This window comes from Streptomyces sp. NPDC104309 (assembly GCF_055584025.1).
The window spans coordinates 83,964-101,193 of sequence record NZ_JBVJMV010000014.1; the positions used below are offsets into that span (position 1 = coordinate 83,964).

At 68.8% G+C, this 17,230-nt stretch carries 19 protein-coding genes; 10 read left to right on the forward strand and 9 right to left on the reverse strand.

Features of this window, described 5'->3' with window-relative positions; translation table 11 throughout:
- Positions 1 to 243 precede the first annotated feature (243 nt).
- From ACZ68L_RS21660 to ACZ68L_RS21670, 3 genes are all read left to right on the forward strand, one after another.
- Positions 244 to 753 carry a hypothetical protein gene (locus tag ACZ68L_RS21660; protein WP_469579281.1) on the forward strand — a complete coding sequence of 170 codons (510 nt, stop codon included), beginning with the start codon at positions 244 to 246 and terminating at the stop codon, positions 751 to 753.
- Positions 754 to 825: 72 nt separating this feature from the next.
- Positions 826 to 1,779 (forward strand): hypothetical protein, encoded by a 954-nt coding sequence (locus ACZ68L_RS21665; RefSeq protein ID WP_469579283.1) that lies wholly within the window; start codon positions 826 to 828, stop codon positions 1,777 to 1,779.
- A complete protein-coding gene (locus ACZ68L_RS21670) occupies positions 1,776 to 2,021 on the forward strand; it encodes a hypothetical protein (RefSeq protein WP_469579285.1) in 246 nt (81 codons plus the stop codon). The genes ACZ68L_RS21665 and ACZ68L_RS21670 overlap by 4 nt, the downstream gene beginning before the upstream one ends.
- Positions 2,022 to 2,529: 508 nt before the next feature.
- On the opposite strand, the gene ACZ68L_RS21675 is transcribed toward ACZ68L_RS21670, so the two are convergent.
- Positions 2,530 to 2,715: a hypothetical protein gene (locus tag ACZ68L_RS21675; protein WP_469579287.1), complete on the reverse strand. Its 186-nt coding sequence runs from the start codon at positions 2,713 to 2,715 to the stop codon at positions 2,530 to 2,532.
- Entirely contained in the window at positions 2,712 to 3,203 is a 492-nt protein-coding gene (locus tag ACZ68L_RS21680; protein ID WP_469579289.1) for an FBP domain-containing protein, read from the reverse strand. Before ACZ68L_RS21680 ends, ACZ68L_RS21675 begins: the two co-directional genes overlap by 4 nt.
- A gap of 84 nt (positions 3,204 to 3,287) precedes the next feature.
- On the opposite strand from ACZ68L_RS21680, the gene ACZ68L_RS21685 reads away from it, so the two are divergent.
- The 4 genes from ACZ68L_RS21685 (at position 3,288) to ACZ68L_RS21700 (ending at position 8,037) form a co-directional block, all read left to right on the forward strand.
- Positions 3,288 to 3,869, forward strand: a complete 582-nt coding sequence (locus tag ACZ68L_RS21685; RefSeq protein ID WP_469579505.1) for a TetR/AcrR family transcriptional regulator — start codon at positions 3,288 to 3,290, stop codon at positions 3,867 to 3,869.
- 56 nt (positions 3,870 to 3,925) lie between these two features.
- Positions 3,926 to 5,107: a GDSL-type esterase/lipase family protein gene (locus tag ACZ68L_RS21690; protein ID WP_469579291.1), complete on the forward strand. Its 1,182-nt coding sequence runs from the start codon at positions 3,926 to 3,928 to the stop codon at positions 5,105 to 5,107.
- Between the two features lie 644 nt (positions 5,108 to 5,751).
- The gene (lysA, locus tag ACZ68L_RS21695; RefSeq protein WP_469579292.1) at positions 5,752 to 7,104 is read left to right on the forward strand and encodes a diaminopimelate decarboxylase; all 1,353 of its coding nucleotides are present in this window, start codon (positions 5,752 to 5,754) and stop codon (positions 7,102 to 7,104) included.
- Between the two features lie 9 nt (positions 7,105 to 7,113).
- On the forward strand, positions 7,114 to 8,037 hold the full coding sequence (locus ACZ68L_RS21700; protein WP_469579294.1) for a LysR family transcriptional regulator: 924 nt from the start codon (positions 7,114 to 7,116) through the stop codon (positions 8,035 to 8,037).
- A gap of 19 nt (positions 8,038 to 8,056) precedes the next feature.
- Here ACZ68L_RS21700 and ACZ68L_RS21705 read toward each other — a convergent pair whose 3' ends face one another.
- Genes ACZ68L_RS21705 through ACZ68L_RS21725 form a run of 5 tightly spaced genes read right to left on the reverse strand, consistent with a single transcriptional unit; the run spans position 8,057 to position 13,152 of the window.
- Positions 8,057 to 8,902: a serine hydrolase gene (locus ACZ68L_RS21705; RefSeq protein ID WP_469579295.1), complete on the reverse strand. Its 846-nt coding sequence runs from the start codon at positions 8,900 to 8,902 to the stop codon at positions 8,057 to 8,059.
- Positions 8,899 to 10,518: an N-acyl-D-amino-acid deacylase family protein gene (locus ACZ68L_RS21710; protein ID WP_469579297.1), complete on the reverse strand. Its 1,620-nt coding sequence runs from the start codon at positions 10,516 to 10,518 to the stop codon at positions 8,899 to 8,901. Before ACZ68L_RS21710 ends, ACZ68L_RS21705 begins: the two co-directional genes overlap by 4 nt.
- On the reverse strand, positions 10,518 to 11,291 hold the full coding sequence (locus tag ACZ68L_RS21715; RefSeq protein ID WP_469579299.1) for an amino acid ABC transporter ATP-binding protein: 774 nt from the start codon (positions 11,289 to 11,291) through the stop codon (positions 10,518 to 10,520). The genes ACZ68L_RS21710 and ACZ68L_RS21715 overlap by 1 nt, the downstream gene beginning before the upstream one ends.
- Entirely contained in the window at positions 11,288 to 12,259 is a 972-nt protein-coding gene (locus tag ACZ68L_RS21720; RefSeq protein ID WP_469579301.1) for an amino acid ABC transporter permease, read from the reverse strand. The genes ACZ68L_RS21715 and ACZ68L_RS21720 overlap by 4 nt, the downstream gene beginning before the upstream one ends.
- An 8-nt stretch (positions 12,260 to 12,267) precedes the next feature.
- On the reverse strand, positions 12,268 to 13,152 hold the full coding sequence (locus tag ACZ68L_RS21725; RefSeq protein WP_469579302.1) for an ABC transporter substrate-binding protein: 885 nt from the start codon (positions 13,150 to 13,152) through the stop codon (positions 12,268 to 12,270).
- Between the two features lie 717 nt (positions 13,153 to 13,869).
- Here ACZ68L_RS21725 and ACZ68L_RS21730 point away from each other — a divergent pair.
- The 3 genes from ACZ68L_RS21730 (at position 13,870) to ACZ68L_RS21740 (ending at position 16,079) form a co-directional block, all read left to right on the forward strand.
- Positions 13,870 to 14,211: a nucleotide pyrophosphohydrolase gene (locus ACZ68L_RS21730; protein ID WP_469579304.1), complete on the forward strand. Its 342-nt coding sequence runs from the start codon at positions 13,870 to 13,872 to the stop codon at positions 14,209 to 14,211.
- 220 nt (positions 14,212 to 14,431) lie between these two features.
- Positions 14,432 to 15,616, forward strand: coding sequence for a PP2C family protein-serine/threonine phosphatase (locus ACZ68L_RS21735; protein WP_469579306.1), 1,185 nt, complete (start codon positions 14,432 to 14,434; stop codon positions 15,614 to 15,616).
- A gap of 124 nt (positions 15,617 to 15,740) precedes the next feature.
- Positions 15,741 to 16,079, forward strand: coding sequence for a hypothetical protein (locus tag ACZ68L_RS21740; protein ID WP_469579308.1), 339 nt, complete (start codon positions 15,741 to 15,743; stop codon positions 16,077 to 16,079).
- A gap of 52 nt (positions 16,080 to 16,131) precedes the next feature.
- On the opposite strand, the gene ACZ68L_RS21745 is transcribed toward ACZ68L_RS21740, so the two are convergent.
- Positions 16,132 to 16,641: a GNAT family N-acetyltransferase gene (locus ACZ68L_RS21745; RefSeq protein ID WP_469579309.1), complete on the reverse strand. Its 510-nt coding sequence runs from the start codon at positions 16,639 to 16,641 to the stop codon at positions 16,132 to 16,134.
- Positions 16,628 to 17,218: a hypothetical protein gene (locus tag ACZ68L_RS21750; protein WP_469579311.1), complete on the reverse strand. Its 591-nt coding sequence runs from the start codon at positions 17,216 to 17,218 to the stop codon at positions 16,628 to 16,630. Before ACZ68L_RS21750 ends, ACZ68L_RS21745 begins: the two co-directional genes overlap by 14 nt.
- Positions 17,219 to 17,230 lie beyond the last annotated feature (12 nt).

Genomic DNA, 17,230 nt, shown 5'->3' on the forward strand with positions numbered 1-17,230 from the left:
GCACCTTCCCATCCCTGCGAGCAGCACGAGCCCACCTGAGCCGTGGAACCCGACGCGACAGCCGGGCACCCAACCCGCCCAGACTCCGAGCATCCCATCAACACTCACCACAAAGGGTCCGCCAGCGAGCTGACGGACCCTCATAAACGATCGAGGCCAGCATGCCGGACTCCCGAGGTTATGACCCGAGACGCTGGACGCGGCATGCCGCAGGTTCGGTCAATAATCGGATGTTGTACGTCAGTGGCACCGGCCATCGCGATCACAGGAGGCTTCATGTCCTTCGAAGAAGAATGGGCCGACCTCAAGGCCAAGGCTGCCGCCCGCCTGCAGCTGAACAGTGCGCCGACGGCGGACCCGGGCCCGGCACCGTCCGACGGGGACCTTGTCATCTACGACGACGAACTGGGCAAGATCGGCCATTTCGCCTACCAGTTGCACAACAACCTGAAGGCCGACGGCAAGCACGCCCGGACCACGACCGAGGCTGCCGGTACGAGTCTGGAGTCGGACGGGTTCGAGATGGGCAAGGCACTGACCGCCGCATCCACGGCGTGGGACAAGCAGGTCGGGACACTGGTCGATTCCTGCGCACACATTTCCAATCATCTCGACTACACAAAGGCGTCGAAGGAAAAGGACGACGAATGGGTCGCCACTCAGGTCAGCGCGTCCAAGATTGCCGATTACTACGACGTCCCCGAAGAAGACACCAAGCCCTCGATACCGAAGGCTCAGGGTCCCATCATCTGATCCAGCCTTCTCCGATCATTCATCCACCTTCCTCCTTACTTCCCTTCTTCCCCTACCCAGGCGAGGTGCCCGATGCTGGTTTTCCAGCAGCTTCTCAACCTGAAGACCAAGCCACTCGATTCGGCGATCGACGACTGGGTTGTCATGGTCAAAAAGCTTAAGGAACTCGCCAAGCATGCCGGAGACATGAGTTCCTATGCGGAAGGGACGGCCTGGAAGGGCGAGAATGCTTCCGTCACGAAGCCGTTCGTCACGAGGACGGCAGCCGAGTTCCGTGATGCGGTGACCCAAGCCGAGAGCATCACCAACATACTCAAGGACGCCTACGGTGAGTTGACGAAAGCCAAGACCGACCTCGAAACGATTTACGACAATCCGCCGCACGGCCTCGGGATCGCCCCGGACGGAGTCATCACGCACCCGGAGGGCTCCCATGCGGCCCAGGGTGACGTCGACGCACTCGTCGATCGACTGGAGGCCATTCTCCAGCGTGCGGTCGACGCCGACGCACTCTGTGCCTGGGGTTTGAGGGATCTCACCAAGGACCCGCACGAGTTCAGCAGCATGCACTACGGCTCGCTGAAGGACGCGAAGACGGGCATGGTGCAAGAACAACGAACAAAGCTGGACAAGACAGAGTACGAGCCCCCCAAGAAGTGGGGCAGCGGCACCATCAAGCCCATTGCCGAGTTCCTCAGCTACCGATCCTGGATGGGCGGCGGTGAGGCACTCCTGCACGGAGACATCAACGGCGCGGTGCAGGGATTCATCGGCGGCACGCCCGCGTACGCCGCCGGCGAGGCCAGCAAGCATCTTGAGAAGGGATCGATCCTGAGCGAGGTAAAGGGGAAGCACCATCGCCCCACGTTCATCAACACGATCGGTAAGTTCGGGGGGAAGATATTCGGCGCGCCGGTGGCCGTGGTGGCGACGGGAATCGACTTCTACTACACCCCGTCGAAGAAGGAACCCGGTGACACCCATGTGGTAGCACCAGCAGAACCAGGAAAGGTGAGGTACCGGTGAAGCACTCCGCAGGCCCGCCGCCGCCCGGTCGCCGCCGCCCGAACGTGGGGCACTGGCTACGACCTCGGAGTTCGCGGACGTTCGTCCTCGGTATCTGCATGGCTGTCGGCGGGCTCGCCGGCGGGGTGCGCTCTGCGGTGGACGGAAAGGGGATCTGGACGGCCCTTGGCATCTTCGGCGTAGGGGTTCTCGGGGTTGCGATCGCCATTGCCTGGATCGTGACGTACGCGCGGGAGCACTGAGGAGAGGGCTCGGGCACAGCGACCTGGTCGCTGTGCCGCCCTCGCCCGGCCCATTGGTCCGCGCCGCCACCGGGGCCGGGGCGGGCGAGCGGTGCTCCGGTGCCGGGGCACGGCGGGCCGCCCCGACCCGGGCTCAGGCCCTCACGCTCGCGCTCGTCACTGGCCCACCCCTCCGTCGACGCACTCGCGCGACAGGTCGGAGTGTGCTGCTGGTCGAGACGGTCCGCAAGACCGGTCTGGAGGCGGCGATATCGGCGGCGCTTGAGCCATGGCGGAAGGCCCGGGGGTACACGATCCGGGCGAGATCCTGAGATGCGCTGAGGGTGGTTCTTCGCGGTCGGTCCGCCGCAGGGCCGGCCGATTGCGTGGTCGTCCGGTTCGTCCGCCGGGGCCCCTCCCTGCTCGGTGTCCGAGCCGGAAGCAACGGGTCGATCCGCGCCCGCTGCGCGTCAGTCGACGGCACACCTGAACAACGACCGGAGGCGTCGGTCGGAAGCGGTTTCGCTCGTCAGGTCGTCGGCCCTGTGCGGAGCCGCTGCACGTCCCGCACCGGCGTGTGCAAGGCGCTGAGGAGGGTCGCAGCTTCGGCCCCGATCCAGAGGGTCGATTCCCCGGAGCGGTACTCACGAAAGGCAAGGATGAGCGGCAACGTGCCGGCAAGGACGCCGAAGGGCCGGATCGGAGCGCTGCTCACGCCGTCACCTTGGCAATGAACGCGGCGAGGTTCGCCACGGTCCGCTGGGCCTTCTCCTCCAGGGTGAGGGATTCGTGGAGGCGTGCGCCTATGCCCGCGTCCTTCCTTCCGCGCACATAGAGGGAGCAAGCCAGGTCGCTGCACATGTAGACGCCGACCGAGTTGCCCTGCTGCCCGGCCTTTCCGGACCTCGGCGCGACCATCAGGGAAACGCCCCCGGTGTGGGTGGTCACACACACCGAGCACATGCTGCGTCGCATCTGCCAGGAGCCGACGCCGCAGGAGCGCAGCTGGATGCCGACCGAGCGGCCGTCGAGCTCGGTCACGAGGTAGGCCCGGTCGGGGGCCTGGGGATCTCGCCGGCCCAGGAAGTCCAGGTCGTCCCAGCACTGCTCGGCCAGGTCGCGGGGGACGCTCAGGCGCTTGGCCTTGCCCTTGGTGCAGTTCACGAACGCGGCACGAATCTCTTGCTCAGTCAGCCGTTTCATAATAGGCACGCTAATTTGCCTAATAGAATTAGGCAAGTGCATAATCGTCGATGTCAGGGATGAGGAGCGATTCGGAGGATGAACATGGCACGGGCCGGACGGGTAGGACTGACGACGGAGCGCCTGGTCCGGGCGGGGGCGGAGCTGGCCGACGAGGTCGGCTTCGAACAGGCGACCCCTGCGGAGCTCGCCCGGCGGTTCGGCGTGCAGACCGCGAGCCTGTACTCGCACGTGAAGAACGCCCACGACCTCAAGACCAAGATCGCCTTGCTCGCCCTGGAGGAACTCGCCGACCAGGTCTCCGCCGCGGTGGCCGGACGGGCCGGCAAAGACGCCCTGACCGCTTTCGCGAACGTCTACCGCGACTACGCCCTGAAACACCCGGGGCGCTTCGCCGCAACCCGGTTCCGGCTCGACCCGCAGACGGCGGCCGCCAGCGCCGGCGTCCGGCACGCCCAGATGACACGGGCGATCCTGCGCGGATACGACCTGGCAGAACCGCACCAGACACACGCGGTGCGGCTGCTGGGCAGCGTCTTCAGCGGGTACGTCGGCCTGGAGACCGCCGGCGGCTTCAGCCACAGCGCCCCCGACTCGCAGGAGAGCTGGACCGAGATCCTCAACGCGCTCGACGCCCTGCTGCGCACCTGGCCCACCAGCTCCTGACCAACCCTTCGGGGCGCCTGTGCCAACCGACCCTTCTGATCGAAGAGACCGAAGAAATGAACACCGAGCACGACTGGACCACCACTCCCATCACCGCCGGCCTCCTCCGCGGCGCCCTCGACCTGGAGCGCACCGAACGAGGCGTACTGCCCCACCGGTTGCCTGCGCGCGCCCGGCAGCAGATCCCCGACGGCCAGCTGGCCATGGCGGAGTCACAGCCCTCCGGAGTGCGGCTGGCCTTCCGCACTCGGGCCACCGCCGTCGAGCTGGACGTCGTGGCCACCAAACGGGTCTACGCCGGAGCGCCGCCACGTCCCGACGGGGTGTACGAGCTCCTCGTCGACGGGCGGCTCGCGGGCCGGGCCGGCGCGACCGCGGGCGACACGCTGATCATCGACATGACCTCCGGAACCACGCAAACCCGTCCCGGGCCGGTGGAGACCCTGCGCTTCACCGGCCTGCCGGACGACGAGAAGGATGTCGAGATCTGGCTGCCGCACGACGAGACCACCCAGCTGGCCGCCCTGCGCACCAACGCCCCCGTCCACACGCCACCGCCCAGCGGCCGCAAGGTCTGGCTGCACCACGGCAGTTCGATCAGCCACGGCTCCAACGCCGCCACCCCAACCGGGATCTGGCCCGCCCTGGCCGCCGCCCTGGGCAAGGTGGAGCTGGTCAACATGGGATTCGGCGGCAGCGCCCTGCTCGACCCGTTCACCGCCCGCACCATGCGCGACACCCCCGCCGACCTGATCAGCATCAAGATCGGCATCAACATCGTCAACGCCGACCTCATGCGGCTGCGCGCGTTCGGCCCGGCCGTCCACGGTTTCCTCGACACCATCCGCGACGGACACCCCACCACCCCACTGCTGGTCATCTCGCCCATCTACTGCGCCATCCACGAGAACACGCCCGGACCCAGCGCCCCGGACCTCAGCGCGGTGAGCGAGGGGCGGCTGCGGTTCGTGGCCACCGGCGATCCCGCGCAGAGCGCCGCCGGGAAACTGACCCTCACCGTGATCCGGGACGAGCTGGCCCGCATCGTCCAGCAGCGAGCCGCCACCGACCCGAACCTGCACTACCTCGACGGCCTCGATCTCTACGGCGAGGCCGACTACGCCGAACTTCCGCTGCCCGACGATCTGCACCCGGACCCCGCCACCCACCAGCGCATCGGCGAACGCTTCGCTCACCTCGCCTTCGGCAACGGCCCTTTCGCGGCGGGGAACCAGTGACCGACTGCGGGGAATGAAGGACGTGCCGGCGCGCCCCGCAGGCATGCGGGGTGCCGTGTGGATGCCGCAGGCCCCCGGCCGGTGAACCCGGCCGGTGACTTCTCTCGCCGGCGCGGGCGCCCCGCGAATCTCCCGCGCTCACCGGGGACCGGGCACAACACCTCCTGATAAACAGCCGGACGAGTGCGCCACCGACCAGTTCGGCGGCGCACTCCTGGGCGGTGGCGCGGGCGGCGGTGACGGCGCTGCAGCGGACCCGTTGCCACGGATCCCTGGCTGGGGAAGGGAGACATCGCGGTCACCGCCGCCGCGGCGGTCGGCGGCACCGCACCGGACACTGTCGCCCAGGGTTCGCGGCCCATGCGGTGACCGAGAGGTCCACCCGGCCGGATACGTCGCCGATCCGGTGGTTCTGCCGGCGAGTGGCCGGTCGGGCAACGTCACCGGATCGGACTTCGTCATCGACGGAGGACTGATCACAACCTTGTGACGGGAACCTCCTCGGCCCGGTACGAGGCCCTTCCCGCGCCCCTCGACGCGGCCTGAGCATCGAAATTCATGAGGCTCAGCCACAGAAGAATGCGCTTTTGTGACCCCTCCCGCAGGCCGCAGGATGGCGGAGAACCGGCCTGCGGGGAGGAACCATGTTGTCAGCCATCGAAACGGGTCTGCTGCCCTTCACTTCCGAGATCCGCCCGGAAGGGCTTGCCGTCGGAGGGGTCCTGCTCACCGAACTGGCGCAGCGTTCGGGGACGCCGCTCTTCGTGTACGACGAGGATCACCTGCGCCTACGCTGCCGGGAAGCGGTCGCGGCCTTCGGCCGGGACAACGTCGCGTACGCCTCCAAGGCATTCTTGTGCACGGCCATGGCCCGACTGGCCCATGAGGAAGGGCTGTTGCTCGATGTGGCCTCCGGCGGCGAGCTGCGGGTGGCGCTGCACGCGGATGTGCCGGCCGGACGGATCGTGCTGCACGGCAACAACAAGGACGAGGCGGAGCTGCGCACGGCGATGTCAGCCGGGGTGCGGCACGTGGTGGTCGACAGTTTCGACGAGATGGACCGCATCGAGCGCCTGCATGCCGAGGAACAACTACCACCCGTCCGGGTGCAGTTGCGGGTGGCGCCCGGTGTCGCCGCAGGCGCACACGAGGCGATCCGCACCGGTGGCAACGACTCGAAGTTCGGCTTCGGCCTCGTCGGAGGAACCGCCGCCGCCGCAGTGCGCCGGGCCGCCGGTTCCCTGGCGATGATCCTGGAGGGCGTCCACGCGCATGTGGGCTCCCAGGTGCTGGACGCGGCGGAGCTCGCGGCAGGAGCCGCGGCCGTCGCACGGTTCGCCGCGGAGGCACAGGTGCACCGGCTCACCGTCGGCGGCGGCCTCGGTGTCGCGTACGAGGCGGGGCAGACCGCACCCTCGTTCGCCGACTGGGCGGCCCGGGTGCGCACCGCGGTGCGCGATGTGGGCTGGGGCGGCGACGTGACAGTGGAGCCCGGCCGGTCCATCGCCGCCCGCGCAGGGCTGACCCTGTACCGGGTGGGCACGATCAAGCGCATCGAGGGCGTGCGGACATACGTCAGCGTCGACGGCGGCATGAGCGACAATCTGCGCCCCGCCCTGTACGGCAGCCGCTACGAGGCGTTCCTGCCGCGCCACCCCCGCGCGCCGCGACCGCTGCGGGCACGGCTGGTCGGCAAACACTGCGAGAGCGGCGATGTGATCGTCGACGACGCCGCCCTGCCGGCCGAGGTCGCGGTGGGTGATCTCCTGGCCACGCCTGTCACGGGTGCATACGGATATGCCATGGCGTCCAACTACAACAAGGTGCCGCGTCCTGCTGTTGTCTTCGTGTCCGACGGCCGTGCGCGCACCGTGGTGCGCCGGGAGACCGAGGAGGACCTGCTGCGCCTGGACGTGGACGAGCCCGCCCGGCCCGTCGCGCCGCCGCCGACGGTAGCGTCGGGTGCCGGGGCGGCGCGGTGTGTCGGCACGGCCTAACCTGACCCGATGCTGAACAGTGCTCGACTGCTCGTCCTGCTGGAAATCGCCCGCACGGGCACCATCGTGGCCGCGGCCCAGGCGCTGCATCTGAGCCCGTCCGCGGTCTCTCATCAACTCGCCCGGCTGGAACAGGAGCTCGCGGTGGCGTTGGTGGAACGTCAGCCGCAGAGCCTGCGGCTGACGGCGGCCGGTGTGCGACTGGCCGAGCACGCACAGGCCGTCGCAGACCTGATGGCCGTCGCACAAGACGATCTGCGGGCGCACTCCCAAGGCGACGCCGGGGTACTGCGGCTGGGCTTCTTCGCTTCATCGGGCCTGGAGCTGCTTCCTCGGGCGCTGTCGGTCTTCGCGGCCGAGCGGCCCCAGGTCGAGCTGGAGCTGATCCTGGGGCAACCGCACGAGCTGGTGCCCGATCTGGAGGCGGGCCGGCTGGATGCGGCGGTCGTCTTCGAACATCCGCTGGACCCCTGGTGCCGGCATGCGGCCGTGGACGTGGAGATGTTCTTCGACGAGCCGCAGCTGGTGGTCCTCCCTCTGCGGCACCGCCTCGGGCGGCGCACCGCGGTCCGGCTCGCCGCTCTGGAGGGGGAGAGCTGGATCGGTACGCACGGTGGCCACACCGGCGAACCGGTCCTGGAACGCGCATGTGCGGCCGAGGGGTTCCGGCCGCGGGTCCGTTGCCGCAGCGATCACTACCAGGTCACGATCAACCTGGCCCGCGCGGGCATGGGTATAGCGCTCGTCCCGGCCCTCGGGCTCGGCGACACCACGGGTGTGCACGTCTGCCGCCTGGACCATCCCCGACTGCACCGGCGGATCGGGGTCGCCACCCGGCCCACCAACCGCAACCCGCTGCTGCGGATCTTCCTCGCGGAGCTGCGGTCGGCGGCCGAGGAGATCCGGTCGCTGCTGGATATGCAGTGGTCCTGACCGGCGGGGCGCACCGCTCTCATTCGCCGGCGCGGCGTCGGGCACACGCCGCGAGGGTGCGCCCGACGTCCCGGATGGCGTGCACCGCGGCCCGCTCCGTGCTGGGCCCCAGCACCGGGTCCCAGTGCGCCACCACCGCGTACGCCAGTCGGCGCACACCGACGATGACACCGGCATCGGCGCGGACCCCGGCGTCGGTGCCGGTCTTGTTGGCCACCAGCAGCCCGTCGGGCAGGGGATTCGGGAAGCCGGGGGCGTACGGGTCGTGGTCCACCAGGGCGGGGACCAGGCCGTGGTCGGTGTTGGCGCGCATCCACTGCAGGAGTCGCGCGGAGGCTGCCGGGGAGCTCAGCGTGCCGCGCACCGCATGTGTCACCAGCCGTGCCAGGCCCCGTGCGGTGCCGGTGGCGAAGACGGGCGGCACGTCAGGGCCCCGGATGTCACGGACCTTGTCATGGAGTGTGAGGTGGTCGAGCCCGAGTTCCTCCGCCAGCCGGGCCGTGGACTCGCGCCCCACCAGGCGGAGCAGCGCGTTGGTGGCGGTGTTGTCACTGACCGAAGCGGTCAGCCAGGCCAGATCCTCGACGGTCCAGCCGCGCCTGCTCATCCGGCGCAGCAGCCCGGTTCCGTCCGCCAGGTCCTCGTCGAGGACCTCGACCGGCCGGTCGGCGAGCAGCTCCCCGGTGTCCAGCCGGCGCGAGACCTCGGCGAGCAGCAGCAGCTTCGAAGCGGACGCGACCGGCAGCACCGTGCACTCGTCGGCCCCCGCCGTCTCGCCGCCGTCGATGTCGACGGCGGCGACGGCCAGGGTGAGCGGCAGCGCGGCCGAACGCCGCGCCGCCGCGGCCACCTGGGCCAGACTCATCGGATCCTCACCACTTCCCCCGCCCGCGCCGCGGTCGGGCAACCGCCCCTCACCGCGACCCGTCCCGCCACCACGACGGTATCGATGCCTTCGGGGGCCAGCAGCGGTCGGTCGAAGGTGGCGGTGTCACGTACCGACGCCGGGTCGAGGACGACCAGATCGGCGAGGGCGCCGTCGCGGACCACACCGCGGCCGGTGAGCCCGAACCGCCGGGCCGGCAGACCGGTCATCTTGTGCACCGCCTCCTCCAGCCGGATCAGCTGCTGATCGCGGCCGTAATGGCCGAGTACGCGGGCGAAGCTTCCCGCCCAACGAGGGTGCGGGCGACCGGGTTTGGGGACGCCGTCCGAGCCGATCATCGACAGCGGGCTGGCAAGCACCCGTCGCACGTCGTCCTCGCGCATGGAGTGGCTGATGATGGTCACCTCGCCCTGCTCGGCCAGCAGCAGGTCGCACACGTAGTCGACCGGGTGGACGCCGCGAGCGGCGGCGAGGTCGGCGATGCTGCGGCCCTCGGCCTCCGGGTGAGCCTGCGCGGCGGCCACGGTGATGAGGTCCCAGCCACCGTTGCCCACGGTGTTCTCCCACCCCTTGACGCCCTGAGCGATGTCCGTACGGATCCGGTCGCGCGTATCGGCCCGGCGCAGCCGTTCCAGCAGGGCGCCGACGCCGCCCTCGCTCGTCCATGGTGGCAGCATGGCGTGCAGGACGGTGCTGCCCGCGGTGTACGGGTAGACGTCGCACAGCACGTCCACCCCTTCGGCTCGGGCCTGTTCCAGCCGGGGCAGGGTGCGAAGCGTGGCGCCCCAGGCATGCCGGCCCGCGGTCTTGTGGTGGGAGATCTGCAGCGGGGCGCCGGAGCGCACCGCGATCTCCAGGGCTTCCTCCAGGGCGGTCTCCACCTGTGACATCTCGTCGCGCAGATGGGTGACGTACGGCTTCCCGTGACGCGCGGCCACTGTGGCCAGCGCGACGATCTCCTCGGTGTCGGCGTAGGTGCCGGGCGGGTAGATCAGCCCGGTGGACAGGCCGGCCGCACCCTGGCCGAGCGCCCGGTCGAGCAGCGCGCACATGGTGTCCAGCTCGTCGGGCCGGGGCGGGCGGGCCTCGAAGCCCATCACCCCGGCGCGCAGCGTGCCATGGCCGACGAGCGAGGCGATGTGGGTGTGGCGCAGAGCAGGATCCTGTCCGGCGGCGAATGAGTCGAAGTCCACTGCGGGCCGGACAGGTCCGAGCCCGAACGTCACCCTGAGATGCTCGGTGAGTGAGGGCAGCCGTTCCTGTAGCGAAGGGAACAGGCTCGTCCCGCAGTTGCCGCAGATCTCCGTGGTGACGCCCTGGAGCAGTGGTGCGAGGCGAAGGTCGTCGACCGGTTCCGCGGTGCGCTCGGTGCCGTGGGATGCCGCGAGGGCGTCGGAGTGTGTGTGCACATCGATGAAGCCGGGCGTGATGACCTGGCCGGTCACATCAAGCGTCTCCGTCGCCGCGGCCGGAGTGCCCGCGGGAAGCACGGCGACCCGTCCGCCCACCATCGCGATGTCCGCCTCCCTGGCGGGCGCGCCGGTTCCGTCGACCAGTGTGCCGCCGCGCAGCAGCAGATCCACAGGCCGACCCATCACAGCACCGTCGAGAGGAAGGCCCGCGTGCGTTCGTGCCGCGGGTCGGTGAACAGAAGTTTCGGGCTCCCGGCTTCGACGACGGCACCCTGATCCATGAACAGGACACGGTCGGCGACCTCGCGGGCGAAGCCCATCTCGTGGGTGACCACGACCATCGTCATACCGCTGCGGGCCAGGTCGCGCATGACGCCCAGGACCTCGCCGACGAGCTCGGGATCGAGAGCTGAGGTGGGTTCGTCGAAGAGCATGAGTGCCGGCTCCATGGCCAATGCGCGGGCGATTGCCACACGCTGCTGCTGCCCACCGGACAGTTGCCCCGGGTAGTGGTCCGCCCGGTCCGCAAGACCGACATGATCCAGCAGCTCCCGGGCCTGCTTCTCGGCCTGCGCACGGGAGAGACCCTTGACGGCGACGGGCCCCTCCATCACGTTCTGCACCGCCGTGCGGTGCGGGAACAGGTGGAACCGCTGGAACACCATGCCGATCCGCTCGCGTTGGCGTCGGATGTCACGGGGGCGCCGCTCGCGCAGGACGCGCCCGGACGGGCCGTGCTGCTCGTAGCCGATCAGCTCACCGTCCATCCATACCCGCCCAGCGTCGATCCGCTCAAGGTGATTGAAGCAGCGCAGCAGCGTCGACTTCCCGGACCCGGAAGGGCCTATGACGCACAGCACCTCACCGCTGCGGACATCGAGATCGATGCCTTTCAGCACCTCGGTGTCACCGAAATGCTTACGGACCCCACGGGCTTTGAGGATCACCTCGTTCATGCCGCCGCCTCCTTCCTGTCACGCCCGGGTACAAGATTCGTCAGGACCCTGCGCCGAAGCGGCCGGGCGGCGCCCGGGCTGTAGCGGCGTTCGACGGCATGCTGGCCGATGCTGGCGATCGTGGTGAGCACCAGGTACCAGAGGGAAGCCACCAGCAGCAGCGCCACCACCTCGAAATTGGCGAGGTAGAGGTGCTGGGAGACGGTCATCAGGTCGGCCCCCGCGATGACAGAGACCAGCGAGGTCGTCTTGAGCATGGAGATGAACTGGTTTCCGAACGGCGGAATGATGACCCTCATCGCCTGCGGAAGGATGATCCGGGACAGAATCTGACGGTTCGACATACCGATGGACGCACCCGCCTCGCGCTGGCCGGGGTCCACGCTCTGCATGCCTGCTCGAACGATCTCGGCCATGTAGGCGCCCTCGTTGATGGAGAGGCCGAGCAGGGCCGCCACGAAGCCGGTGATGACCTGGTTGGACTGCCAGCTGATGAGTTTCGGGCCGTCGAACGGAACACCGATGCTGATCACCGGGAACAACAGGGCCAGATTGAACCAGAAGATGAGCTGGACCAGCAGCGGGGTGCCGCGGAAGAACCAGGTGTAGGCACCGGCGGTGAGACGCAGGACCGGACTGTCGGAAAGCTGCATCACCGCGACGAGTACCCCGATGACGATGCCGAGGGCCATCGAGACGAGCGTGAGCTGAATGGTCACCCCGAGGCCCTTGAGGATCACGCCGTCGAGCTGGTACTTGGCGACGATGTCCCAGTGCAGGTTGGGATTGACGATGACGGTGTAGGCGAGCCACACCGCGAACAGTGCGGAGGCGAGGACCGCCAGCCAGCGTCCGGGACGGGGGCGCCGGGTCACCTGGAGGGAGAGGTCGTCCTCCGGTGGCGTAACGGCGGTGGTGGCTGCCGCTGCGGCACCGAGGGTGGCGCCTGGCTTCTTCCGGTCGGTCATGTCCGCACTCACTGCCCGTCGTTGACGGTGGCCTCGGGCACGGCGCTGTCGCCGACTTCCCAGGTGTCGAGGATCTTCCGGTAGCCGCCGTTGTCGATCAGTTCCTGCAGGGCCTTTCGGACGGCGTCGCGCAGTCCGCCCTGGCTCTTCGCGGCCGCGATGCCCCAGGGGGCGGTGCCGTACTGCGTCGGCAGAACCTCGTACGCGCTGCTCTTCTTTGTGAACATCCTGGCGACGGGATAGTCGACAATGGTCGCGACCGCGCGTCCGCTGTCCAGTTGCAGCAGCCCGGTCGGCGCGTCCTCGCTCTGCGAGATCTGCATCTTCTGCTTGCACTTGGCGTTTTGTTCCTCGCCGATGTGGAGGTTCGAGCTGCCCTTGGCGAGGACGACGGTCTTTCCGCACAGGTCCGTGAGGGACTTGATGCCCTGCGGGTTGCCCTTCTTCGTCATGATGACGCCGCCGGTACGGAAGTAGTCGACGAAGTCGACCGCCTGGCGCCGCTGGGCGCTGTCTGTCATGGACGACATGACCAGATCGAAACGTCCGGACTCCAGACCGGGGATCAGCCCGTCGAATGCGGCGTTGGCGAGTTCGAGCTTCAGCTTCAGCCGCTCGGAGATGGCCTTGGCCAGGTCGGGGTCGACACCTGTGAGCCGGGTGGTCCCGGGCTCGTACATCTCCATCGGCGGATACCCCACCGCGGTGGCCACCCGCAGCACCCCCTTCTGCCGGTACTGCGCGGGGAGCAGCTCGGCTGCGGTCCGGCCGGCGCCGGCCTGCGAGGAACTGCCGGACGGGGCGTCGCCCTGGCCGGAGCGTCCACACGCGGTGGCCGCGAGAGCCACCACGGCCAGGGCTGCCAGACAGCGCAGAGAACGGGGACGATTCATCAGGTTTCTCCCTCACGGGGTGGCGGTGCGCCGATGCTGGCAGTCGCGCCCGGGTGAATGGAAGATGATGAAGCTATTCATGCCTGACCATCGAAATCTCTACGGGTCCGAATCCCTGTGGATGAGGACTCCGAACGGGAACGGGGCATCGCATCCGGCAACCACCCGGCCGACGTTCACTGCTGCTCGGCACCGGTGGACTGCTCGCGGGATCCACGGACCGTTCGGCAACCGCCCGGACCACGGTCGGCCCGTCCGAGTCCGTGTCCCCGTCCGCGCCTTGGCCCGACATGCGAGGCGTCGATCGCGGCGTCGTCCATCGCCGGCGGGCCGGCTGCACGCAGCTCGGTCGGCATGCGCGCCCAGGAGAACTCTTCGACTGGAAAGCGGCCTTGTCACGCTCCTGCCACGGACGCCGCCGGCGTTCCACCGACCGTTCGCGCACTCGCGGCGCGGCAGCAATCTCCCGGTTCCACGCCCTTGAAGCCGCCGGCAGCCTCCAACCCGATCTGTTCCCGCACAGCCCTCGGTCCTCGGCCGACTGCCTCGTCCAGCATCGAGAGAGCAGCAGTCGACGCGGCTCCGGGAGTCTGCCGTCGGCCGACCGATCTCTCTGGCTGTGCCGACTGTCCAGGCAGGGGTGTGGTAGTGGTAATGATCGGTGCCCTGACCAGAGAGTCGGATCTTCATCGCACGTGGAGTCGGGAAGGACGGCCTGTGGAATTTGGCGAGCTGAACAGCCGGGCGATCCGGATTCATGATCTCTACGACCAGTTGAACCGCCGTAGACACGGACGGGTCTGGACCCGCGACGAGTTCATGCTGGGCTTCATGGGAGACGTCGGCGACCTGGCCAAGCTTGTCATGGCGGAGGAAGGAGCACGAGACGTCCCTGGCGGTCGAGCAGCTCTGGAGCATGAGCTCGCGGACTGTCTGTGGTCGGTGTTGATCCTGGCCCATCGCCACAACGTGGATCTTGAACTTGCCTTCCGCCGGACCATGGCAGAGCTCGACGAGACGATCAATGCTCAGCTCACCCGTTACGAGGACCCGCGCTGAACCGCGGGTCCCGCCGGGTCACCGCGCGGCCGCTGTCACTCTGTACGATCACCGGCTGGATCCTCCGCCGTCCCGACTGCGCACTCACGGAGGCGTCCCTCCTGATCGCGGTCCACAGCAGCCCGAGGCAAAGGACCTGGCGGGCAGCGGCGGGAAAGCTGTGACGGGTGTGCGTGCTCCTGCACCTGCGTGGTTGCCCCGACGGGTGTAAGCATGGAATATGCGCGTCTGGCAGCGGTTTTCGCTCCGCCATCGCTCGCGGCAGGCCAGCTATGCCCTGCTGGTGCTTCCGCTCAGCCTGATCGTGGTCATCGTGCTGGTGGACGTAGTGGCGATCGGCTTGCCACTGGGTCCGTCGCTGCTGATCGTGGCGCCCGCACTCACCGCGTCCTTCGCCTCAACCCTCGCCACCGGGGCGGTCGCCGCCGTTGCGGTGGTGGGCATGCTCGTCATCGGCCTGGACGCCCACCTGCTCGGCACGTTGGACTTCGACTCGCAGTTCATCGCCCTGGTGGCGGTTTCGTTGATCGTCACGGTATTCCGCTATCTGCGGGAGCGGCATGCCCGTGAGCTGGCACTGGTCCGGATGGTGTCGGAGGCCACGCAGCGGGTGGTGCTGCGACCTCTGCCCCACAGGATCGGCCCGCTGCGGGTGGCGTCGATGTATCTGGCGGCGCAGGAGCAGGCCCTGATCGGTGGTGACCTGTACGCGGCAGCCCGCACCTGCACGGGCACTCGGCTGATCATCGGCGATGTGATGGGCAAGGGCCTGACCGCGATCAGCGACGCCGCCCTGCTGCTGGGCGCCTTCCGGGAGGCATCGCACCGACAGGCCACCCTGGCCGACCTCGCGGCCTACCTGGATCAAAGTGTGTGCTGGAACCTGGTCGACCCCACCGAGGCGGAGAAGGCCGGGGAGTGCTTCATCACCGCCGCGATCCTCGACATCCCCGACGCGCTGCCACACATCCACATGGTCACCTGCGGACACCCGCCGCCCCTGCTGCTGCGTGGCCGGCGGGTCACCACGCTGCACGCCACCCACCCCGCGCCACCGCTGGGCCTGGGCGAACTGACCGCCGCCACCTACCACGAAGACACCTTCACGCTTGAGCCCGAAGACCTGCTCCTGCTGCACACCGACGGAGTGATCGAGGCCCGGGACCCCCTGGGCGTGTTCTACCCGCTGGCCGAACGCGCCGCCTCCTGGACCGACCACAGTCCCTCGGCGCTGGCCCACCACAGCCCCTCCGCGCTGGTCCACTACCTGCGCAGCGACCTGCTCGCCCACGTCGGCGGAGACCTGGCCGACGACGCCGCCATGATCGCCATCCAACGCACCCCCTCTGAAGCAATCACGGGCGCAGCCGAGCACGGTTGCCCACCACGGCTCGGCGGCGGCTGATTCACACCAGCCGCCGTCGCGACGGAGCCTGGACCCAGCGCCATGAAAACGGTGGGTCGTCAAGGACGGTAAGCCCACCGGTGAAGTCCTGAACTCTTCGTGGGCCCTTGGCCAGGAGGTGAAGGTGTCAGGGAACTCGGCGACGTTCACCCGGCAACTCACCTTCGTGCCGGTGGCTGTTGATGCGAAGTTCGTGTCGGTGACACTGGACGTGCGGTTCGACTGCATGATGCCCGACCGGTGCACCAACGGTCCGCAGCAGTGGGACGGGGCGCTGGAGTGGCTGGGTGCGGATCCGTTCTCGCACTCGGCGGTCGGGAAGATCGACCACACCTGGAGCGCGGCGAACAACGCCGACACGCTCGACTTGTCCACGAAGATCACCGCTCACTCGCCGGTGGCGAGCCCGGCCGTCTCGCGCTGGCAGGCCGACGGTGCGCAGATCCGCTGCGACAGGATTTGATGCCCCCGCCTTCGGGGCTCCGCAGGGGTCTCCGGCGTGCTGCGGCCCGGCATCAGATCAGGTCGGTGCGAGGGTCGATAACCAAGTGGTTGGTTTGCAGGACTCGACCGGCGAAGGTCACGTCCTGCTTGCCCAGGAGTCGGAAACCGAGGGTGCGGCAGATGCCGTTGGACGGGGCGTTGGTTGTTGCCGGGAACGCGTGTATGAGCCCCCACCGGCCGTCGTCGCGGGCCAGTTCGAGCAGCGTGCGGACGCCCTGCTTTCCGAGTCCCCGTCCCTGGAACTCCGGCAGCACCATCCAGCCGATCTCGGAGATGCGCTCGCCGTCCCTGTCGTGGGGCCACAAGGTCACGGTTCCCGCGACCACGTCCGGCTCGGCCGCATCGGGCACGATCATCTTGGTCCAGTCGGTGCCCACCGCCGCCCGTCGGACATCACGTCGGACCTTCGCCTCCATGCCTGCGCGAGGCAGCGGGCCGCCCAGTTCGGCCATCATGACCGGGTCGCATCGCATCCGGACGTAGGCGTCGACGTCGCCGTACTCAACATCACGTAGCAGCATCTGTGTTGTTCCCTTCCCTTTGGATATGGACATCATGGCTGGCGGCGGCTGACCTCAGCCGCGTAGGCGGCCCGGTCGACGCCGGCGGCTCGCTGCCACTTGACGCGACGGTGATACGGATGCTGAGGGTGCGGGCGAGGACCGCGGCGGGCAGCTCGGTGGCGAGCTGGAACAGCACGGTCGAGCGGGCCTCCGCGAGCCGGATGCCGAGCTTGCGGAGCCGTTCACCCATGGCCCAGGCGCTGATCGGGCGGCCGGGCTGGCCGCCGGAGAAGAGCCAGGATGCATCCGTCGGGGCGAGGACGGCATGGCTGCGGCGGGCCACGACCTGCTGTCGGGCCAGGTCAGCGACGGGCGTGGGCAGCTCAACCGGAACAGCGCCGAGGTGGATGTGGACCGCTCCGTCCGTCTCCTCGATGTGGTTGACGGTCAGCCGGGAGATCGCTGCGAGCCACTGGGCATGGAGGAGCAACAGTCGCTCGGCCGGGAAGCTGAGATCGCGGGTCATCTTCTGGGCGAGGGCCCAGCGCACGAAGTGGCCTGCCTCCTGGCGGAGGCGGACGTCGTCGCTGGTCATCCAGCGTTCGAG